Source organism: Flavobacterium sp. CYK-55 (assembly GCF_018413465.1).
In the GTDB taxonomy this organism is placed as follows: Bacteria; Bacteroidota; Bacteroidia; order Flavobacteriales; family Flavobacteriaceae; genus Flavobacterium.
Genome location: NZ_JAHCDK010000001.1, coordinates 530438 through 552782, shown reverse-complemented (window position 1 = coordinate 552782; position 22345 = coordinate 530438). Strand labels below are relative to the sequence as shown.

The following is a 22345-nucleotide window of genomic DNA, read 5'->3' as shown; positions in this document are numbered from 1 at the left end:
AATGAGGCAATTTGTTATTAAAATATCATTTTTGATTGGGTTGTTTTTGATAGCTGCATTGGCTGTTGAAGTTTTTCTACGACAAGTTCCAAACAATTACACCCTCAAACAAAAGTCTATTGAGAAACAAAAAAATCAAATTGAAGTTTTGCTTTTTGGTGACTCACACTGCTTGTACGGATTAAACCCAAAATATTTTAGTCAACCCACTTTTAACCTATCCAACGTTAGTCAGACGATATACTTTGATCAACTTTTGTTCAATCAATATGTTAATCGTTTACCCAAACTCAAACAAGTTGTTTTTTGTATTGAATACACTAATTTGAGTCAGCTAGACAACACAGGTGATGATGGTTGGCGTAAATTTTTATATGCTCGATTTATGCATGTAGATGTTCCAAGTATCAATCCGTTTGACCCCAGAAATTACTTGCTCACTTTAACGCAAAGCCCCTATAAAACCAGAGATTTAATCAAAAGATACATTAAAAAAAGAACAATTCTGGATTGCGATTTGAACGGATGGGGCAATAATTATTTGCAAAAAGATAGAATTCCTGCCGAGCAAGTTGCTTCCAAACGAGCCAAAATTCAAGAAGACGGATTGACCGACTTCACGATTAATGCCCGTCGGATTCAAGAAATGATAAATCTGTGCAAGCAAAAAGGCATTAAGGTTCTGATTGTTTCCATGCCGCAAACCCGGGTTTATGAGCGTTATTTAAACCCTAAAAAGCTAAATAAAATCATACAAACATGCACTTCTTTTGAACAAAAAAACCCAGGAGTAGCCTATTATCTCAATTTATTCGCAGATAAAAGATTCAACGATGAAGACTTTTATGATGCCGATCACCTCAATGATCAAGGCGCTGTTAAATCTTCAGAAATAGTTAATAATTTTTTGCAGCGTATTTCTAAATAAATGCTATCTATTATATTTACCGTCAGATATATACGCCTATGAACTCTTTATCCGCCGAAGCCCAATACGTGCTTCAATTCATCAACCAAACGCGCCGAAGTATTTTTTTAACCGGAAAAGCCGGAACTGGAAAAACCACTTTGTTGCGTGAAATTATGCAAACCACCCACAAAAAAGCCGTTGTGGTTGCGCCTACCGGAATAGCAGCACTCAATGCAGCGGGTGTTACCATTCACTCATTATTTCAATTGCCTTTTGGTGCTTTTTTACCCACCGATGATGCGCCTAAGCTATCGGGTTTTGTCAATTATGAAACCAAGGCTACTTTGTCGCGACATTTTAGAATGAATGCCACAAAAAAAGCCGTTTTACAAAGCATGGATTTGCTCGTTATTGACGAGGTAAGCATGCTGCGCGCCGATCTTTTGGACGCGATTGATTTTACCCTGCAAAACGTTCGAAAAAACCCACAGCCTTTTGGCGGGGTTCAGGTTTTGTTTATTGGCGATTTGTTTCAGCTTCCGCCAGTGGTCAAAGATCAAGAATGGCAATTACTCCGGCAGTTTTATCGCGGAAAATTCTTTTTTCACGCCTTGGTTACCCAAAGACAACCGCCGCTTTATATTGAGTTGCCAAAGATTTTTCGCCAGTCAGATTCTGATTTTATTCGAATTCTCAATCAACTCAGAAACAACGAATTACAAGTAAATGATTGGCAGATGCTGCAACAATATGTGCAACCTGAGTTCAAAGCCAATCCGGAATCAGGCTACATAACACTCACAACACACAATGCTCAGGCCGATGCCATCAATCAGAAATCGCTTCAAGATTTACAGGGTGAATCTACGGTTTACTTTCCGGATATTGTGGGTGATTTTCCTGAAAAAATGTATCCGATTGAAGCCGCTTTAGAACTCAAAATCGGTGCGCAAGTTATGTTTATCAAGAACGATTGGTCAGCACAAAAACAATACTACAACGGAAAGATGGGCATCGTCGAATCGCTTTCAGACGAAGAAATTCTCGTGCGTTTTCCGGAAGAATCTCTGACCATAACTGTTGAGAAATACGAATGGCAAAACATCCGATACACCCTTGATGAAACCACTCGTGATATAAAAGAAGAAGTCTTGGGCACTTTTGTTCATTATCCGCTTCGGTTGGCTTGGGCCATTACAGTGCACAAAAGTCAAGGGCTCACCTTTGACAAAGCAGCCATTGATGTTTCACAGGTTTTTATGCCCGGACAGGCTTATGTGGCTTTGTCGCGTTTGAGATCTTTAGAAGGTTTAGTGTTGCTGTCACCACTCAAAATGAACGGCCTTAGCAATGATGAAGACGTTGTTCAGTATAGTTCAGGACAGTTAACCGATGATGAAATTAAAGACGAACTTAGATTTGAAACCCAAAAATACATTCAGCAATATTTAATTCAGGCTTTTGATTGGACTGATTTAATTCAGCATTGGCGCCATCATCGCTTTAGTTATCAGCAAAAAGCACCCAATTCTGAAAAAGCAAAACACGCCATTTGGGCACAAAACCAGCTCGATAAAATAGAACAATTGAGCAATCCGTCGCAAAAATTTCAGCAACAACTCAACAGAATTTTTAGTGTCCAGCCTATTGACTTCAAGTATACAGAAGAGCGAATATTGGCGGCGTATGATTATTTTTTTCCGGTTTTAGATGCACTGTTTACCCATTTGTTATTGACGCTTGAAATCGTTCGACATGCCCGAAAAGCACAAGGTTTTTATGATGAGTTAATCGAATTAGAAATGCATCACAATCAAGCTATTTCTGAACTCATGCGTGCTAAAAATCTAGTTCAAATCATGGCACAAGGATTATCTATCAGAAAAGAAAATCTACAAACCGATGAACTAAAAAATTATCGCATTCGCAAGTTAGAATGGGCTCGAAGTCAATATCTTGAGCAGCACGCCCAACTAATAGATCAAGAAGAAAATGAGCTTGAAAAACCAACAAAAAGTAAGAAAATCAAAGAGCCCAAAAAATCAACCTATTTGCAAACGCTTGAACTGTGGCATCAGCAAAATACTTTGAAAGAAATTGCGCGCGTCCGAAAACTCACCCCGCAAACCATCGCCACGCATATGGCCAAACTCATCGAACTCAAAGCGGTTTCTATTGAAGATGTTTTGCCTGAAGACAAGCGAATAGCTTTAGCCGAAGCTTTTAAAGGTTATAACGAAGCTTCATTGAATCCGCTCAAAGAAAAATACGGCGATCAATTTACTTGGGATGAACTCAAAATGTTTCGCGCCAGTTTGTAGCGTTAACTCAGCCAATACACGATTAAAACCGCCGGTACAAAATAAATGACGATGGTTCGAGCGCCGTCGTAATCTTTGGCCAACCGTTGTCCGAAGAGCAACATCGTCAGGGTGATGCACGAAAAAATTCCGCCGTATAAAGCGAAGACTTTGTTGTGGTTCGCGTAGAGTTGAATGCTTCCGGCCAAGCAAAGAACTCCAGAAATTAATTCTAAAACCAGCACGTGAAACAAGGCCAATGGAACTCGGTCTTTGAGTATGGTTTGTGCAAAATGTTCTTTGAGCCAAGCAATGTTTCCTTTCCAATCCATGACTTTTTCATAAGCCGATTGCAAAAAAGTAACCGCCAAAAAAACAGCAACTAAAATCGGGGCAGCATATACCATAAACGTTATGATTTGTGAATGAGACGCGTGAGTTTTATTGAAAGATCAGTCAAGATAATTTTGGCATTTCCGTTGCGCTCAATGTGATAAATGGCGTCTGATAACTCTTTGTAAATATCCTGAATGTTGTTTCCGGAAACAAAAGGCGCAAAATTTTCGAGTTTAAACTTTTCTATTTTGGGTTCCATATATACCAAACTCGTCGTCTGATAATTGAGCAACAAAGCCTGACGGAACAACTCAATGCAATAACTTAAAAATTTTTTCTGCGTTTCGCGGCCTAATCCGGCAATTTGTTCGCTCCACTGAATCAAATCTTGAATGGCTGACGCGTTTCCTTTGGCTCTGAAAGCCGCGCGGACCCAATCAACAAACCATTTTTCAAAAACCACATCTTCGCCCGATTCGTTGAGAATTTGTTGTGCTTTGTTGTAATTTCCTTGCGCTTGATGTGCGATTTTTGCAGCTGTTCTCGGGTCTAAATCGTGTTGCGCAGTCAAGGCATCAGCGATTATTTTTTCTGGAATGGCGCTAAAATGCAATACTTGACAACGCGACAAAATGGTCTGAATAATATCTTCTTCATGCTCGGCAATTAAAATAAAAAGCGTTTTGTCTGAAGGTTCCTCCAGCATTTTGAGCAGTTTGTTTGAAGCGGCTGTATTCATCTTTTCGGCCATCCAAATAATAACCACTTTGTATCCGCCTTCGTATGATTTGAGCGCTAATGATTTGACAATGTCTTCGGCATCTTCTACCCTAATCTCGCCTTGTTTGTTTTGAACGCCTAGATGTTGGTACCAATCAAACAAACTTCCGTAGATATTTTGCTGTAAAAAAGCGCGCCATTCGGTTATAAAATCAAGGCTTTTGGGTTTTGATTTGATTTCTTCGGTGGTGACGTTCGGATAGATAAAATGTAAATCCGGATGAGAAAAATGGGCAAACTTCAAGTTACAAGCTTCGTTTCCGCCCGTGTTTTCAGAACCTGAATTTTGACACAAAATAAACTGCGCATAAGCAATCGCCATGGGCAAAGTTCCAGATCCTTCTGGCCCGAGAAAAAGTTGCGCATGCGGAATTCTACCCGAAAGCGCGCTTTTGGTGAGGTGATTTTTGAGGTAATCTTGTCCGAGAATTTCTGAAAAAAGCATGAGCAAATATAGCAAAAGTTAACAGCCTGAAAGCGACCGCTCGTTTTTCTGCGCCAAATTAAAAGTCTATATTTGCCCCAATCTAAAAATGAATTTTTATGAAGACTTTGGCTGATTTTGATTTTAAAAACAAAAAAGCGCTCATTCGCGTTGATTTTAATGTGCCTTTAGACGAAAATTTTCAGGTAACCGATGCTACTCGTATTGAGGCAGCAAAACCCACCATTGATCATATTTTAAGCGGTGGCGGAAGCGTTATTTTGATGTCGCATTTAGGCCGTCCGAAAGGAGCTGAAGCCAAATATTCATTAAAACACATTGTTGCTAAAACTTCAGAAGTTTTGGGCGTTTCTGTAAAGTTTGCCGAAAATTGCATTGGTGAACAAGCCTCTACAGCAGCGCAGAATCTGCAACCTGGCGAAGTTTTATTGCTTGAAAACTTAAGGTTCCATCCTGAAGAAGAAGCCGGTGACGTTGCTTTTTCAAAAGCGTTGGCTTCATTGGGCGATATTTATGTGAATGATGCTTTTGGAACAGCGCACAGAGCACATGCTTCAACGACGATTATTGCTCAATTTTTTCCGAATGATAAATCTTTTGGTCTTTTGTTGGCCAAAGAAATAGAAAGTTTGAACCGCGTTTTAAAACACAGCGAAAAACCAGTTACTGCGGTTTTAGGCGGATCAAAAGTGTCTTCAAAAATCACGGTTATTGAAAATATACTCGACAAAATTGACCACATGATTATTGGCGGCGGAATGACTTTTACGTTTGTCAAAGCGCTCGGTGGCCAAATTGGAAATTCAATCTGTGAAGACGATAAATTGCAGTTGGCGCTTGATATTTTAGAAGCAGCGCGCGAGAAAAATGTACAGATTCATTTGCCGGTTGATGTGATTGCGGCCAATGCTTTTGCCAACGATGCACAGACGCAAATCATTGATGTAAAACAAATTCCAGACGGTTGGCAAGGTTTAGACGCCGGACCAAAATCATTAGAACAATTTGAGCAAGTTATTAAGAGCTCAAAAACCATTCTTTGGAACGGTCCACTCGGAGTATTTGAAATGCCTAATTTTGCCCATGGAACCATTGCTTTAGGAGAATCGATTGCGCAGGCAACAGCTGCGGGTGCATTCTCATTGGTAGGCGGCGGTGATTCAGTAGCGGCTGTAAAGCAATTCGGTCTTGAACCTCGTATGAGTTATGTTTCAACCGGTGGAGGAGCCATGCTCGAAATGCTTGAAGGAAGAACGCTTCCGGGCATTGCTGCTATTATGGATTAATCAAAAAATGCCTTTTTTATAGAGCAGTTAGGCAATATTTATAACAACTTTAAGTTATTCAATAGGGATTATGTAATTTAAGATTCCTATTTTTGCCGCGTACAACCATTTGATAAATAATTGATTGTGCTCAGGAATTACCCTGAAAACCCGAGTAAACCGAAAGAGACAACCGTTTTCAGCCTTCTGAAAACCCAGAAATAAAACTATGAGAATACCCAAAATCACTTGGGCAGCCCTTTTTCTTTTTGCTGCCAATGCTTTTGCACAAAATATTGCCACCAAACCACAGGGCAATATCTCGTATTTGGATTCCATCAAAAAAACATTTGTCAAAGACAATCTTGCTTCGTGCGTTGATAGCTTGTGGCTTAAAGAGCTAACGAGTTTAGACATTTACAATGATCTTGAGAATGACATCAAAACCATCAACCTGGATCAAAAAGTTGATTACGAACTATCAACAGATTTACTCAAGGCTCGTCTGAAAGAAATGGATTCTAAATCTCCGTTCAATATTGAATACAACCAAGGATTAGAAAACATCATTAAATCGTTCCTTAAAAATCGCAAAAAAGCTTTTGAGCGATTGATGGCTGTTTCGGAATATTATTTCCCAATGTTTGAAGAAGCTTTGGCCAAACAAAATGTTCCGCTTGAAATCAAATATTTGGCAGTTGTAGAATCAGCTTTGAATCCAAGAGCCGTATCTCGCGTTGGCGCTACGGGTCTGTGGCAGTTTATGTACCATACCGGAAAGCAATATAATTTAGGAATTGATTCATATGTTGATGACCGTATTGACCCCATAAAAGCCAGTGGAGCAGCCGCTCAGTATATGACCAATATGTACAAGATTTTTGGCGATTGGGACTTGGTTTTGGCATCATACAATTCCGGACCTGGAAACGTAGCCAAAGCCATCAGACGTTCTGGCGGTCACCAAAACTTTTGGAACATTCGGAAATATCTGCCGCAAGAAACTCAAGGTTATGTGCCTGCTTTCTTGGCGACGATGTATATTTACGAATACCATAAAGAACACGGAATCAAACCAGACCGCGCTATTGTAAAGCATTTTGCTACTGATACCATCATGATCAAAAAGCAAATGACTTTCAAGCAAATCGCCGATTTGTTAGATATGCCGATCACGCAGATTCAAATGCTCAATCCGCAATACAAACTCAACGTAGTTCCGGCTTATCACGACAACGCTTACTATTTGCGTTTGCCCAATGATAAAATTGCTGTCTTTACGTCAAACGAAGATAAAATCTATGCCTACATTCAGCATGAGTTAGACCAACGAGAGCGACCTTTTAATTCAAGATTTCAGCAAGCATGGGCTTCTAGAGATTCTGTAAGTTCTGGTGAATCATATTCGGTTACGCGAACGAAATTTCACAAAGTGCGCCGCGGCGATAATTTGAGTGAAATTGCCGATAGATACGACGTAGCTGTTTCTGATATCAAGCGTTGGAACAAACTCAAAAGCAACAAGGCTCCACTGGGAAGAAATCTAAAAATTGTCACTACCGAACGCATTGCGGCTCGCGTGAAGAAAACCAAAACCGACTCTACTGCGGTGGCTGTGAAACAAGCTGAAGCGAAGCAAATTCAAACCGCTTTGGTCGAGACGACACCTAAAGAAACCAAGCTTTTTAAAGAAGAAAAAGTGGTTTCCTACAAAGATGTAACTCGTTTTTATAAAGTCAAAAAAGGGGATAACTTAAGCGAAATTGCTGACAAAAACGACGTCTCTTTAGCAGACTTGAAAAAGTGGAATAAAATCAAAGGCAACAGCATTGCTGCGGGCAAAAGCTTAAAAATAATCACCAATGAACGTGTGGTTACGGTGGTTAAAAAACCGATTAAATCAGAAACCGCCATCGCTAATAGTGATCGAAATAAAAAAGAAACTGAGCTAGATGCAAACGATAATTTTTATGTAGTTCAAAAAGGCGATAATCTTTCAACCATTGCTAGAAAAAATAATATTTCGGTAGAAGATTTAAAAAAATGGAACAATCTTGAAGATAACAATATTCAGTTAGAAAGCCGATTGAAAGTTTCTGAGATTACCCTTAATAATGAAGCTGAAAATCAAGAAGCGGTTGCCGACAATTCAGAATTCAAAAATGTTGAATATACCGTCAAAAAAGGTGATAATCTTGGTAGCATTGCTCACAAAAACAACGTTTCTGTCGCTGATTTAAAAGCATGGAATAATCTTGAAGATAACAAGATTAATCTGGGAGACAAACTTATTGTTGCCAAAAAAGCAGTAACAAATAATGATACGGCAGTAGCTGAAAAATCTTCTAAGAAAGATAAAAGCAATAAGAACAAAAAAGACGAACACTACTATGTTCAAAAAGGAGATTCTTTGTTTAGCATTGCCAAAAAATACCCTGGAGTAACGGTTTCTGACATCAAAAAATGGAACGGAATCAATTCAAATTCACTCAAACCGGGCATGAAACTCAAAATTAACGGATAGAGTTGATTCAAAAGCATTAATTTTAGGGCTTCTTTCAAACCAACAACGGATGAAAAAAGCCCTTTTTTTTGTGATTATTTTTTTGGCTTTTGCAACAGCTTGCATGAAAAAGCCCGATCGCACGCATCAAAAAACGTCCGGGCCTATCAATACCATCTCGGTGATTATTGATGATCCGCTCTGGAACGGCGAAGTGGGCGATAGCATCCGAAATAAATTTGCAGGTCCGGTGATTGGTTTGCCACAAGAAGAACCGATGTTTACCATCAACCAATATCCGCTCAAATTGCTCGAGGGGTTTACAACCAATTCACGCAACATCATCATCATTAAAAAAGAAACCGAAACCAAGTTTGAAATTGTTCAGAATGAGTTTGCGCATCCGCAGAATGTGATTCATATTTCGGCCAAAACCACGGCGTTATTGCTGGAGCAAATTGAGCAGCACGCTCCGGAAATTATTCGCAGAATGCATAATACCGAGATTTTTGAAAATCAGCGAATTATTGATACGGCAAAAATTCTGACCAAAAAAATTCAGCGAAAATTTGGCATTGACATTCATATTCCGCAGGGATTCAAATATGTTTTACAGCGGCGAAAATTTGTTTGGCTCAAAAAAGAAATCACCAGTGGAAACGCCAGTATTTTGATTTATCAGATTCCGATGAGCAATTTGTTTACCAGCAGAAATATTACCAAAAGCATCATCAAAACCCGTGATTCTATAGGTAGTTTATACATTCGTGGAATGGGCACCAACTCCCCGATGATTACCGAAAATTCTTATGCGCCTTATTTGTTCAGAACGCGTATTGCCGGACGTGAAACCTATGAAACCAAAGGAACTTGGGAGTTGCGAAACGATTATATGTCGGGGCCATTCATCAATTATCACTTGATTGATCGCTCCCGAAAGCGAATTTTAGTCATAGAAGGTTTTTGCTATGATCCGTCAGAAGCCAAACGCGATATTATGTTTGAACTGGAAGCCATCATCAAATCCGTAGAATTCTTAAAAAAGACCAACCGAAAATGACCTCAAATCTAGAATGGAAAATAAAGCGTTTTAACGAACTTTCTCTAAACGAACTATATCAATTGCTGCAATTGCGCTCTGAAGTCTTTGTTGTGGAGCAAAACTGCGTTTATCAAGACATCGACAACAAAGACGCTAATGCAATTCACTTGATGGGTTTGCTTGAAAACGAAATAATTGCGTATGCGCGCTTATTTCAGGCTGGAGATTATTTTGAAGACGCGTCCATTGGCCGGGTAGTAGTGGCTCAAAAAAACAGAACAGAAAAACACGGACACACACTGATGCGCGAGGCAATTGATGCGGTTGAAGTGTATTTTAATACGCAAAAAATCACCATTTCAGCGCAATTATATTTGCAGAAATTCTATGAAAGTCACGGATTTGTTGTGGTGAGCGATGTTTATCTCGAAGATGATATTGAGCACATTCGCATGACGCGCGGCTAAGCTTTGGTAATCACAAGCTCAACACGGCGGTCATATTCTGAACCTTTGCCCAGCGGAACCGAGTTTCCGTAGCCTTTAAAAGTCATACGCTTTTTGTCAATCTTTTTAAAAACCAAATATTTGTAAACTGATTCTGCGCGGTTTGATGATAAATTTCGCTTGCGGGTTTCACGGTCAATCGCTTCTTTTTGATAGGGCGGTGTACAACAAACATGACCTTGAATTTCAAACTCGAGCGCCTTGTATTTGAGCAATAATTTAGACAATTTATCGAGTTGCGTTTTGGCTTCAATGGTAAGCTTACTGCTGCCGCGTTCAAAAAGTAGATTTTCAAGATAGATGTGATCGCCTACTATATGCTTTTTCTGTAGTGTAGTATAAAACCCCGGAAGTTCAATTTTAGGCAGTGGTTTTAAGTTTAGCACAATATCAACGCGGCGATTTTTAGAGCGTTTTTCGGGTAAATTCTCGACTAAATCATCGTCAATCAAAATGCGCCCTTTTCCTTCGATGGTTACAATGACTTTGTTTTTGATTCCGCTTTGGTTGAGTTTTTCTTGAATGGTATTGGCTCTTTTGGTCGAAAGCTTAAAGTTGTAATCGTCTTTTCCGACATCGTCGGTATAACCAAAAATTTCGATGGATTCGATGCGGGTAGAATCAGTGTTTTTGATGAAGTCAATCACGGCTTGACCTTGTTTTTCATCGAGGTTGAATTTATTAAATTCAAAGTAAACTGATTGTACTTTTTCTTCCTGAGCAAATGCCAAAGCGCAAATCAATAAAGGAAGTATTCTTAAAATCCGAATCATTATTTTTTGAGAATTTTGTTGTATTCGGCAGGATTGGCCAAAACAGTTACAGCTCGTTTTATTTCAGGATTGTTTTTGATGTAGTATTGATAAAGTCCTTCTTTGTACTGATAACGCTTGAGCAGCTCGTCTAGTATTAAGTTCTTGATTTCCTTTTGATTTTGAGTCAATTGGGCTTCTTGACTGCGCGCCAAAGCGGTGAGTAATTGCTGGTATTCGGTCTGGATTCCGGCATCCACTTTTTCTTTTTGCGCAGCTTTCCAAGTGTTTTTTAAAGCAGCTTCAGATTCTGAGTCAAAATTGAAGTTTTTTCTTTTGAGAAATGCTTTAAACTCAGCAAAATCAGCATCGGTAATAGTCGGGATGGTTTGTCCCAAGTTTGGATTTTTGTAGTAATACTCAGTCGCAAAATCAAAGATTCCGTCATTGGCGATTAGCTTTTCGGTCATTGGGCTCAGCTTGGTTTCATCCAAAACAATATCGGGTAAAATTCCGCCGCCATCGTATACCGTTCTTCCGTTTTTGGTTTTGAACGCATTGTATTTATCTGAGGTGGTACGGATGGCTTTTCCGTCTTTGTCTTTGTGCGCATAATCAAGCGCTTGAATACAGCGGCCAGACGGAGTGTAATAGCGCGAAATGGTCACTTTAAGTTGGGTTCCGTAGGTCAAATCAACCGGACGTTGCACCAATCCTTTACCAAAACTGCGCGCACCCAAAACCACCGCTCGGTCTAAATCTTGCAAAGCGCCCGATACGATTTCTGAGGCCGATGCACTTTTTCCGTTGACAATAATGGCTAATGGAATTTGCGTATCAATAGGTTCACGTGTGGTTTTGTGTGTGTTGTTGTGTTTTTCGATTCTTGATTTGGTGGTGACAATTACTTCGTCTTTCGGTACAAAAAAGTTGCAGATATTCACCGCTTCATTGAGCAAACCGCCCGGATTGTCTCGTAAATCTAAAACCAATTTTTCAATGCCTTCGTTTTTGAGTTGTTCAAAGGCTTCTTTGATTTCTAACGAAGCGGTATTGGTAAACTGTGTTAATACGATATACCCGGTTTTGTCGTCAATTTTTCCGAAAAACGGGACGGCTTTGGTTTTTGCCTCTCCCAATTCAATTTGGCCTGAAAGTGTTTTTCCTTGACGGATGTATTTGATGGAGATTTTTGTGCCTTTTCCACCACGAAGCAATTGTGAAGCATCATCCTTAAAATCGCTTAAATCAATGTCACCCACTTGAATAATAGCATCGCCCGCTTTGAGTCCGGCCTTGTCAGCAGGCATATTTTTGTAGGGTTCTTTGATGATGAGCTGATCGTCTTTTCGGGTGACTAATGCGCCAATATCAGCATATTCGCCGGTGTTGTTGATTTTATATTTGACGATGTCTTGTTCGTTGAAGTAATTCGTGTATGGATCTAAATCAGCCAACATGCTTTTGATGGCAATGTTCATGAGCTCCGCCGGATTGGTATCGTCTACATAATTGGCATTGACGGCCTTGTATAAATTGGTAAAAATTTCAATCTGTTTGGCTACTTCAAAATAGTCTTCTTTAAGGCTAAAACCTACGCCAACAAGTAAGAAAGCTGAAGCTAGAGTAGGGAGGATGTATTTTTTTTTAATCAATGAAAGCATAGCCTGTTTTTTATACCCGACAAAGGTTTTGGGCAATCGGGTTCAAATATAACGGTTTAACCCAGAAAAACAATGCGTTTTGAGAATTCGTTAAACGTCAAAACAACAACGGATTTGGTCTATTGTTCGTTGTTGTTTGTGTGAAATTTTTCAAATAGCAAGCGCATTTTATGCTGCATTTCTTCTAGACTCATGGGTTGATTTGTTTGGTAAAACAACATGATGGCCATGGGCGTTTGCAGTTTTTCTTTGAGCAATTGTTGATTCAAACGATAACTCTCACGCAGCAAGCGTTTGTAGTAATTGCGATCAACTGCTTTTTTGAAATATTTTTTTGATACCGAAACCCCTACAAAATGTTGGTTTTCTTCTGTTGGATTCAGCCCAACATACACCAAGCGTAACGGATATTTAGCCACAGATTTGCCTTCTTTGAAAAGGCTTTCAATGACTTTTTGGCTTTTGAGTTTTTCAGATTTCGGATAAGTGTATTTCATATACGCTGATTCTGCGCAAAGGTACAAAGGAACCTATAAAAAAAGCGAGCTGTTTCGGGCTCGCTTGATTTTTATTTTTTAACCGGTTCGGGTTTAGGATATTGGTTGTTGTCTCGCTTGACATCGGCCATCAGACCGCTTGGGTCAATGGTGATTTTTTGAATCGATGATTGAGCCTTTGGAATTTCAAAGAAATAAGTCGGGTAGGCCCAAGCCCAATCAGGCAAAACCGTTCTTTTAACCGACGCGTCCGGATTGTCTTTTTCAAAACTCATCATGCGCAGCGGAATATAAAAGCACTCGCGACTACCGTCGGTATATTCAACCAAAATATCTAAAGGCATCGGCATGCGCCCGATTCTCTCGAGGGTTACGCCGGTTCTCGGAACATTATCTGTGGCACTTTCGATGGTTTTGATACCGTAATCAATTGTATTGGTGGTTTGTGTCCAATCGGTCAGATACCAATCGAGGTTGGCGCCCGAAACGCGCTCGGCGGTGCGTTTGATATCGTTGGGCGTTGGATGCTTGAATTTAAATTCTGAATAGTATCGCTTGAGCGTTTTCATCAGATTGTCGCGCCCAATCAAATAGCCCAATTGCGACAGAAAAATATCGCCTTTGCTGTAGGCATTGATGCTATACACTTGGTTGTAATCGTAGCGATCAGAATGCGTGCTTTGCGGCTGTTCTTTACCTGAATTGACCATGAAATAATAGCTGTCGTACGAGCCCGCATGCGGATTGGCCGCTTTTTTCTCGGCTATTTCATTCATGCCCAAATCTTCTAAAAATGAGGTAAAACCTTCGTCCATCCAACTGTGTTTGCTTTCGTTTGAAGCCAATACATGCTGAAACCACGAGTGCGCCATTTCATGACCAATCACACCAATAAGTCCGTCATAAGTGCCCTCGCCCAAAATCAAAGTACACATGGCATATTCCATTCCGCCGTCGCCGCCTTGAATCACTGAATATTGATCGTATGGATATTTTCCGATGGTTTGGTTGTAAAACTGCATGAGTTTGACGGTTTCAAGCTCGGCTTTCTTCCAATTGTCAATGATTTTTGGATTGTTTTTATATAAAAAATGAATCGTGGCACCGCCGGGAACTTGCTGTATGTCGTGCAGATAATTTTTGTCGGCCGCCCAGGTAAAATCATGTACATTTTGCGCGTTGAAATGCCAAGTTAAGGTTTTGGTTTTTTTCGGATAAGTCACCGTTATCCCGGCATCTTGATAACCTTTGCCGATTTCATTTTTGTTGACGAGCAGACCGCTTCCGCCCAAAATATAATCTTTGTCGATGGTAATATTGACATCAAAATTACCCCAAACTCCGTGAAATTCTCGGGCAATGTACGGATCAGCATGCCAACCTTCAAAGTCAAACTCAGCCATTTTCGGATACCATTGCGCCATTGAAAATTCTACGCCTTCAATATTATTCCGGCCCGAACGACGAATTTGTACCGGAACTTGTCCGTCAAAATCAAGGCTTAAAACCGTTGAGCTATTGGGCAAAATCGGCTTGGCCAATGTAACTTCAAGAATGGTTCCGACTTCTTTAGCAACAGCGGCCACACCGTCTTGTTTGAAGTTTGCTATTTTGAGATAACCAATTTCATCAGCTTTGAGCTGTGCAATGCGGCTTTGTTTGATTTCTTTTCCGTCAACTTTTACTTTTTTAACCATCCGGCGATCAGGGTCGGCAATGGCTTGTAAGCGAGCGTCCATTTCGCTTCCGGGCTGAAAAGCGTTGTTGTATAAATGATAAAAAACGCGTTTGAGCGTGTCGGGTGAATGGTTGGTATACACCAATTCTTGATGCCCTTGATAACGATATTTAGCTGCATCCATGACTACATTCATTTTGTAATCAACCTGCTGTTGCCAATAACTATTACTTTGCGCTTGAACCAAAGGCGAAGCCAACAAAAAGGCATATAACCAAGAATGTTTTTTCATAATGATTGTTTTTCTTTGGGGTTAAAAATAAAAAAAGCCTGAACGAAAACATCATCGATCAGGCTTTTTATGAGGTCAAAATTTATCCTCTAACTTTTTTCTTAGGTGCTTTTTTCGACATTTTTTCTGCCATTTTAAAAGCGTTATACGCATTGACAATTTTGCCAGAGGTACAAATTTCAGACATGGCTTTTTTATCTTCAGCATTGCCGGCAACTTCAACTTTCATGTCAATGGCGGTTCCTGAATTCATCAAAATATACTTGACTTGTTTGGCCGTTAGATTCGGAAAATATGAACGAATCATTGCTGCAACTCCAGCTACATTTGGCGACGCCATTGAGGTTCCTTGCTCATATTTGTAGGTGTTGTTCGGTGTTGTTGCATAGATTTTCATGCCAGGAGCATATACGTCAACGTTAATCTTTCCGTAGTTTGAAAACGGAGCGATGATTTTTTCTCCATATTCATAGTTCAAGGCGCCAACTGTAATAACATTACTGGCAAACTCAGTTTTTTTATCATCTGAGTCATTTGGAAAATTGTTTTCTACATCAATGTCTTCACCGTCGTTCCCGGCGGCATGTACAATCAAAACGTCTTTTTTTTCAGCATATTTAATGGCATCATAAACCCATTCTTTATGTGGAGAAAAGCTCTTTCCGAAACTTCCGTTGATCACTTTAGCTCCATTGTCTACTGCGTAACGAATACTTAGAGCAATATCTTTGTCGTATTCATCACCGTTTGGAACCGCACGAACCGCCATAATTTCAGCATTGTTGGCGATTCCGTCACCCCCTAAATTGTTGTTGCGCGATTGCGCGATGATTCCGGCTACGTGTGTGCCGTGAAGCGCTTGTTCTTTGTCTGGGCCATAAACGATGTTGTTTCCGTAGAATTTTGTACTCATATCGTCGGCATTGTCGCCCAGCACTTTTCTGCCGTCAAAATCTTTGTTGAGGTTGTAGTTGAGCATGTCATACACTTGGTCTTTGTATGCTTTCAATTCATCTGCAAAACCAGGTCCGGCTTGGCCAATCACACTGATCATGACTTGTTTACTTCTTGAAACCATTGGATCAGTACTCTGTATTGATTTTACATCTTCTAATGTGTACGAATCTTTTTTGAGATAGTCTTTAATGGTTTGATCTACTTTAAACAGAAAGTCAACTTGTTGTTTGCCTTGCAAGTTTTCTTCCATCATTTTGTTGTAATCTTCTTGGGCTTTTTTGTAAGCTTCTGAGCCGTCGTCCGTTTTTTTCAAAAGACGAGTCATTTCGAGGTTTTCATTTCCGGATTCACCCAAAAAATTCCATCCATGGATATCATCTACATATCCGTTTTTATCATCGTCAATACCGTTGCCCGCGATTTCTTTTTTGTTGGTCCAAACCACTGATTTGAGATCTTCATGATCAATATCAACACCCGAATCAATTACGCCTACAATTACTTTTTTACCCGGTTTCCCTTTAACTAGTTCAGCATACAAACGATCAACACTCATTCCTGGTATACTGTCTTTAGATAAATCTAAATGACTCCAGCGTTTGAGCTGATTTTCTGTCATGGGTGCTTTTTTAGCGGTAAAAGTTGTAGGTTTTGATGTCTGAGCTGACAATTGAAGCGCAGCACCGAGAGCCAATGAAACGCAGGTTAATCTTGATAAATTCATTTTATTAATTTTTATGAGGTTCAAATGTAATCAGGTTCGTTTAAACAAAATAGCTTGGTTAACAATAATTTATCACGCAAATTTTTGCCGCGTTGACCCTGGAAAAAGCAAGCTAAGTTTTAATAATCAGAATAATGATAGTACAAAAATAAAAGTGGAAATGACCCAAAGCGTTACCACATAAATTAATTTAATCATAAGAGTAGTTGTTTATTGAGTTGATTGACAATTATGGATGATTTTTTTGAGTGTTGCATTCAAGCTTTCCAGCTCTTCAATGGTTAGACCGGTTTGCGCAACTCTTCGGTTTTGCAACACTAAATTTTGGACTTTTTCAATTATGTCTTCACCTTCGGATGTTACTGTTAGAATAGAAGTTCTTCGGTCTTTTGGATTGACTTTACGGTGTAAATATTTTGATTTGACCAACAGTTCAATAATGCGGGTTACCGAGGCATTGTCTTTAAAAACTTTTTCGGCAATATCTTGTTGCGAAATACCCGGATTTTCCATCAAAACTTTTATGATGAGCCATTGATCAACCGTAATTTTATAGCCGTTTTCTTTGAGCTTCTTTTGAGAATACATTCGGTAGGTGCGAATGGCTTTGTCTAAAAGATAAAAATTAATGGTCTCAAGTCTTTCCATGAGGTAAAAGTAAAAAACTTTTGATATATCAAATAAAATTTAACATCTCGTTAAAACCCTGATAAATAAAGCCTGAGAATGGTTAGTACATATAAACTAGGTTATAAAACATCACCACATTTAAAAACATTATTCAAACGAATACCTCTTTCAGTTCTTTCAACCGTTATGATTTCGTTGTGCGCGTCATGCTCTAAAAACAAATAATAATTTTGGTCAGCAGCAGCATTTAGGAATTTTTCTTTTTCAGGAAGCGTGAGCAGTGGCCGAGTGTCATATCCCATGACGTAAGGCAACGGAATATGCCCGGCGGTAGGTAATAAATCCGCCATAAAGCAAATGGTTTTTCCGTTGTATTGTATGTGTGGAATCATCATTTTTTCGGTATGTCCATCAGCAAAGAAAACCCCAAAACCTAATTCTGATTCAGCAACAAAGTCACTTTCATTTCTTTTGATAAAGTTGAGTTGACCACTTTCTTGCATGGGCAAAATATTCTCAGACAAAAAAGATGCTTTTTCACGAGCATTGGGTTCTGTAGCCCATTTCCAGTGGTTTTCGTTGCTCCAAAAACGAGCATTTTTAAAAGCTACTTCATAACCGGTTTTGTCTTTATTCCACTGTACACTTCCGCCACAATGGTCAAAATGCAAATGCGTCATGAACACATCAGTAATATCATCTCTATGAAAACCAGCTTTTTGTAGAGATTTATCTAGGTTGTGGTCGCCCCAAAGCGAATAATATCCAAAGAATTTTTCAGATTGTTTGTTGCCCAAACCGGTGTCAATCAATATCAGACGATTACCATCTTCAATAAGCAAACAGCGTGCGGCTAAATCAATTAAATTGTTGTTGTCAGCCGGATTTGTTTTACTCCAAATGGTTTTAGGAACTACGCCAAACATAGCACCGCCGTCTAATTTAAAATTGCCAGTTTCAATCGAATGTAATTTCATGACCAATAAATCTGATTATTTAAAGTTGACCAAATTACGTAAAATCACTCTGAAATACCGCCGGCATTATTTTTTTCTATGTTAAGATTGTATTTAAAAATCAAATGCCGCTCTGGCAAAACGTTTATTTTAATGTATCTTTGCCGTTAATTTAGACAAAATCAAAATCAGCTATGATACAAGTATCAGAATCGGCCAGCAAAAAAATAGTTGAAATGATGAAAGACGACGGATTTGATGCCCACAAAGACTTTGTGCGTGTAGGTGTCAAAAGCGGCGGATGCTCAGGTTTGTCGTATGAATTGAAATTTGATAAAGAAATTTCAGAAAACGACAAAGTGTTTGAAGACAATCAAATACGCATTGCCGTAGAGAAAAAATCATTTTTGTATTTGGTCGGAACCACGCTTGAATATTCGGGCGGACTCAACGGAAAAGGATTTGTTTTCAATAATCCAAACGCCAGCAGAACTTGCGGCTGCGGAGAATCTTTTTCACTATAAACCCACAATCAAATGTCAAAATACACCGAAGACGATTTAAAAATTGAACTCGAAAACAAAGAGTACGAATACGGATTTTATACGGATATAGAATCTGAAACGTTTCCTGTCGGGCTCAATGAAGATATTATCAGAGCCATTTCACAGCGCAAAGAAGAGCCTGAATGGATGACCGATTGGCGTTTAGAAGCTTTTCGCGCTTGGCAAGAAATGACCGAGCCGGAGTGGGCCAATGTTCACTATGAAAAGCCCAATTTTCAAGCTATTTCATACTATTCTGCACCCAGTAAAAAAGCCAAATACAATAGCTTAGACGAGGTTGACCCCGAACTTTTGGAAACCTTCAAAAAACTCGGAATTTCATTGGACGAACAAAAAGCTTTGGCCGGAGTGGCTATGGATATTGTGGTTGATTCAGTTTCAGTGGCCACTACTTTTAAAAAAACCTTGGCCGAGAAAGGCATTATTTTCTGTTCGATTTCTGAAGCCATTCGCGAATATCCAGATTTAGTTCGTCAGTATTTAGGAACGGTTGTTCCGCCGAAAGATAATTTTTACGCAGCTTTGAATTCAGCCGTTTTTTCTGACGGTTCGTTTTGTTATATTCCCAAAGGCGTTCGTTGCCCGATGGAACTTTCTACCTATTTCCGCATCAACCAAGCCGGAACCGGTCAGTTTGAAAGAACCCTGGTTATAGCCGATCAAGACAGTTATGTTTCTTATCTTGAAGGATGTACTGCGCCCACGCGTGATGAAAATCAATTGCATGCAGCGGTGGTAGAGCTCATAGCGCTAGACAGAGCTGAAATTAAATATTCAACGGTACAGAATTGGTATCCAGGCAACAAAGAAGGCAAAGGCGGCGTATTTAATTTCGTCACCAAACGCGGATTGTGTGAGACGAGCGCCAAAATTTCTTGGACACAAGTTGAAACCGGTTCAGCCGTAACTTGGAAATACCCAAGTTGTGTGCTCAAAGGTGATCACTCAATCGGTGAATTTTACTCGATTGCTGTGACCAATAATTTTCAGCAAGCTGATACCGGAACCAAGATGATTCACTTGGGCAAAAACACCAAGTCAACCATTATTTCCAAAGGAATTTCTGCCGGAAAATCGCAAAACAGCTACCGCGGATTGGTGCAAATCGGTTCCAGAGCGGATAACGCCCGCAACTTTTCACAATGCGATTCTTTGCTCATGGGCAACAACTGTGGAGCGCATACTTTTCCGTATATCGAAAGCAAGAATGCTACGGCCAAAATTGAGCACGAAGCCACGACTTCAAAAATTGGCGAAGACCAAGTGTTTTACTGCAACCAACGCGGCATCCCGACTGAAAAAGCCATTGCGCTTATCGTGAATGGTTTCAGCAAAGAAGTACTCAATAAACTTCCGATGGAATTTGCCGTAGAAGCACAAAAACTACTCGAAATTTCGCTGGAAGGATCAGTGGGTTAATCATTTAAATTTTAAAATCACATTCAAAAGATGTTAAACATAAAAAACCTACACGCAAGTGTTGAAGACAAAGAAATATTAAAAGGCATTGATCTTGAAATCAAAGCTGGTGAAGTACACGCCATTATGGGCCCGAACGGAGCCGGAAAAAGCACGCTTTCTTCGATTATTGCCGGAAACGAAAACTACGAAGTTTCAGAAGGACAAATCACGCTCGACGGCGAAGATATCTCAGAATTAGCACCTGAAGAGCGCGCGCACAAAGGTGTGTTTTTGTCGTTTCAGTATCCGGTAGAAATTCCGGGCGTTTCGGTGACGAATTTCATCAAAACAGCCATCAATGAAAAGCGCAAAGCCAATGGCGAAGAAGAAATGCCGGCCAACGAAATGCTCAAAAAAATCCGCGAAAAATCAGAGCTTTTAGAAATGGACCGCAAGTTTTTGTCGCGTTCGCTCAATGAAGGTTTTTCAGGCGGTGAAAAAAAGAGAAATGAAATCTTCCAGATGGCCATGCTTGAACCCAAAATTGCCATTCTCGACGAAACCGATTCAGGCTTGGATATTGACGCTTTGCGTATTGTAGCCAACGGTGTCAACAAACTCAAAAACCAATACAATGCCGTTTTGGTCATCACGCACTATCAGCGTTTGCTCGATTATATCATTCCTGATTTTGTGCATGTTTTGATGGATGGAAAAATCGTTAAAACCGGCGGTGCTGATTTGGCTTTAGAGCTTGAAGAAAAAGGGTACGACTGGATCAAACAAGAGCAAGAAGCATAATGGAACTCAAAGAAAAGCTTATCTCATCTTTTATGGCTTTTGAGCAGCACATTGATGTTGACTCAAACCTGCACGATTTGCGCGGTGCAGCCATCAAGAATTTTGAAAACAAAGGCTTCCCAACCAAAAAAGAAGAAGCTTGGAAATATACTTCGCTCAATTCTGTGCTCAAAAACGATTATTCGGTTTTTCCGAAACACGAGCCTGCGGTTGAATTTGCCGATGTAAAAAAATACTTTTTGCACGAAATTGACAGCTACAAAGTGGTTTTCATCGACGGAAAATACAGCTCGTTTTTATCGGCAACTACGCACGACGGCATTGATGTTTGCTTGATGTCATCGGCACTTCACAAGCCGAAATACAAAATGATTATCGATGAGTATTTCAATAAAACCGCCAGTCGCGAAGAAAGCCTTACCACACTTAATACCGCTTTTGCTGCCGAGGGTGCATATATTCATATTCCGAAAAGCAAAGTGGTTGAAAAACCGATTGAAATCATCTATTTCTCTACCGGAAAAGAAGACGCGCTCATGGTGCAACCGCGCAATTTGGTGGTGGTCGGAGAGAACGCACATGTTCAAATCATTGAGCGTCATCAGAGTTTGAACGAAAACCCGGTTTTGACCAATTCAGTAACCGAAGTTTTTGCCCAAAAGCGCGCCATTGTTGATTATTACAAAGTACAAAACGACCTGTCATCAGCCAATCTGATTGACAATACTTATATTGCACAAAGACAAGAAAGCCGCGTTTCAGTGCATACTTTTTCATTTGGCGGAAACATCACACGCAACAACCTAAACTTTTATCATTTGGGTGAACGTATTGATTCTACCTTGAAAGGCATTACGATTATTGGCGATAAACAACACGTTGATCACTACACGCTTGTGCATCATGCGCAGCCCAATTGCGAGAGTCATCAAAACTACAAATGCATTTTGAACGACAGTGCAACAGGTGTTTTTAACGGAAAAATCTACGTTGAAAAAGAGGCGCAAAAAACCGATGCTTTTCAGCAAAACAACAATATTTTACTGAGCGATAAAGCCACAATTAATGCCAAACCGCAGCTTGAAATTTTTGCCGATGATGTAAAATGTTCGCACGGTTGTACCATCGGACAGCTCGATGAAACAGCGATGTTTTACATGCAACAGCGCGGAATTCCGCAGAAAGAAGCAAAAGCTTTGCTGATGTATGCTTTTTCAAATGAGGTTATTGAAAGCATCAAAATTCCGGAACTTAAAAAACGCATTACCAAAATTATCGCCACCAAACTCGGGGTGAATTTGGGGTTTGATTTATAGATAAAACTGCTAAGAGCACGAGAT

The 22345-nt window shown here is 39.8% G+C and carries 19 protein-coding genes; 10 read left to right on the top strand and 9 right to left on the bottom strand.

From position 1 onward, the window contains the following. The first annotated feature begins 1 nt into the window (after window position 1). Both KIH23_RS02430 and KIH23_RS02425 read left to right on the top strand, forming a co-directional pair. Window positions 2-928: a hypothetical protein gene (locus tag KIH23_RS02430; protein WP_213211057.1), complete on the top strand. Its 927-nt coding sequence runs from the start codon at window positions 2-4 to the stop codon at window positions 926-928. A gap of 38 nt (window positions 929-966) precedes the next feature. Continuing rightward, window positions 967-3231: a helix-turn-helix domain-containing protein gene (locus KIH23_RS02425; RefSeq protein WP_213211056.1), complete on the top strand. Its 2265-nt coding sequence runs from the start codon at window positions 967-969 to the stop codon at window positions 3229-3231. A 2-nt stretch (window positions 3232-3233) separates the two neighbouring features. Here KIH23_RS02425 and KIH23_RS02420 read toward each other — a convergent pair whose 3' ends face one another. Beyond that, window positions 3234-3617: a DoxX family protein gene (locus tag KIH23_RS02420; protein ID WP_213211055.1), complete on the bottom strand. Its 384-nt coding sequence runs from the start codon at window positions 3615-3617 to the stop codon at window positions 3234-3236. 5 nt (window positions 3618-3622) lie between these two features. Then, complete coding sequence (locus KIH23_RS02415; protein WP_213211054.1) at window positions 3623-4771, bottom strand: ATP-binding protein; 1149 nt, start codon at window positions 4769-4771, stop codon at window positions 3623-3625. Between the two features lie 98 nt (window positions 4772-4869). Between KIH23_RS02415 and KIH23_RS02410 the strand changes: the two genes are divergently transcribed. The 4 genes from KIH23_RS02410 to KIH23_RS02395 all read left to right on the top strand — a co-directional run bounded on the left by KIH23_RS02410 (window position 4870) and on the right by KIH23_RS02395 (window position 10048). Beyond that, window positions 4870-6057 (top strand): phosphoglycerate kinase, encoded by a 1188-nt coding sequence (locus KIH23_RS02410; protein ID WP_213211053.1) that lies wholly within the window; start codon window positions 4870-4872, stop codon window positions 6055-6057. Between the two features lie 208 nt (window positions 6058-6265). Then, entirely contained in the window at window positions 6266-8560 is a 2295-nt protein-coding gene (locus tag KIH23_RS02405) for a LysM peptidoglycan-binding domain-containing protein (RefSeq protein WP_213211052.1), read from the top strand. Between the two features lie 49 nt (window positions 8561-8609). Further along, window positions 8610-9599, top strand: coding sequence for a DUF4837 family protein (locus KIH23_RS02400; RefSeq protein ID WP_213211051.1), 990 nt, complete (start codon window positions 8610-8612; stop codon window positions 9597-9599). Next, window positions 9596-10048 carry a GNAT family N-acetyltransferase gene (locus KIH23_RS02395; protein ID WP_213211050.1) on the top strand — a complete coding sequence of 151 codons (453 nt, stop codon included), beginning with the start codon at window positions 9596-9598 and terminating at the stop codon, window positions 10046-10048. The genes KIH23_RS02400 and KIH23_RS02395 overlap by 4 nt, the downstream gene beginning before the upstream one ends. On the opposite strand, the gene KIH23_RS02390 is transcribed toward KIH23_RS02395, so the two are convergent. From KIH23_RS02390 to KIH23_RS02360, 7 genes are all read right to left on the bottom strand, one after another. Further along, complete coding sequence (locus KIH23_RS02390; protein WP_213211049.1) at window positions 10045-10860, bottom strand: OmpA family protein; 816 nt, start codon at window positions 10858-10860, stop codon at window positions 10045-10047. The two genes, KIH23_RS02395 and KIH23_RS02390, sit on opposite strands and share 4 nt — an antisense overlap. After that, entirely contained in the window at window positions 10860-12503 is a 1644-nt protein-coding gene (locus KIH23_RS02385; RefSeq protein WP_213211048.1) for a S41 family peptidase, read from the bottom strand. The genes KIH23_RS02390 and KIH23_RS02385 overlap by 1 nt, the downstream gene beginning before the upstream one ends. 119 nt (window positions 12504-12622) lie before the next feature. Beyond that, window positions 12623-13000, bottom strand: coding sequence for a ribonuclease P protein component (gene rnpA, locus KIH23_RS02380; protein WP_213211047.1), 378 nt, complete (start codon window positions 12998-13000; stop codon window positions 12623-12625). Window positions 13001-13071: 71 nt separating this feature from the next. Next, complete coding sequence (locus tag KIH23_RS02375; RefSeq protein WP_213211046.1) at window positions 13072-14970, bottom strand: M1 family metallopeptidase; 1899 nt, start codon at window positions 14968-14970, stop codon at window positions 13072-13074. Between the two features lie 82 nt (window positions 14971-15052). Further along, entirely contained in the window at window positions 15053-16651 is a 1599-nt protein-coding gene (locus KIH23_RS02370) for a S8 family peptidase (RefSeq protein ID WP_213211045.1), read from the bottom strand. 210 nt (window positions 16652-16861) lie between these two features. Then, window positions 16862-17299 carry a MarR family winged helix-turn-helix transcriptional regulator gene (locus KIH23_RS02365; RefSeq protein ID WP_213211044.1) on the bottom strand — a complete coding sequence of 146 codons (438 nt, stop codon included), beginning with the start codon at window positions 17297-17299 and terminating at the stop codon, window positions 16862-16864. 101 nt (window positions 17300-17400) lie between these two features. After that, the gene (locus tag KIH23_RS02360) at window positions 17401-18258 is read right to left on the bottom strand and encodes an MBL fold metallo-hydrolase (protein WP_213211043.1); all 858 of its coding nucleotides are present in this window, start codon (window positions 18256-18258) and stop codon (window positions 17401-17403) included. A gap of 173 nt (window positions 18259-18431) precedes the next feature. Here KIH23_RS02360 and KIH23_RS02355 point away from each other — a divergent pair, with 173 nt between their 5' ends. The 4 genes from KIH23_RS02355 to sufD are packed head-to-tail and all read left to right on the top strand — an operon-like array spanning window position 18432 to window position 22321. Then, window positions 18432-18761 carry a HesB/IscA family protein gene (locus KIH23_RS02355; protein WP_213211042.1) on the top strand — a complete coding sequence of 110 codons (330 nt, stop codon included), beginning with the start codon at window positions 18432-18434 and terminating at the stop codon, window positions 18759-18761. 12 nt (window positions 18762-18773) lie between these two features. Continuing rightward, window positions 18774-20222 carry a Fe-S cluster assembly protein SufB gene (gene sufB / locus KIH23_RS02350; RefSeq protein ID WP_213211041.1) on the top strand — a complete coding sequence of 483 codons (1449 nt, stop codon included), beginning with the start codon at window positions 18774-18776 and terminating at the stop codon, window positions 20220-20222. A 30-nt stretch (window positions 20223-20252) separates the two neighbouring features. After that, window positions 20253-21005 carry a Fe-S cluster assembly ATPase SufC gene (sufC, locus tag KIH23_RS02345; RefSeq protein WP_213211040.1) on the top strand — a complete coding sequence of 251 codons (753 nt, stop codon included), beginning with the start codon at window positions 20253-20255 and terminating at the stop codon, window positions 21003-21005. Continuing rightward, the gene (gene sufD / locus KIH23_RS02340) at window positions 21005-22321 is read left to right on the top strand and encodes a Fe-S cluster assembly protein SufD (RefSeq protein WP_213211039.1); all 1317 of its coding nucleotides are present in this window, start codon (window positions 21005-21007) and stop codon (window positions 22319-22321) included. Before sufC ends, sufD begins: the two co-directional genes overlap by 1 nt. Window positions 22322-22345: the final 24 nt, after the last annotated feature.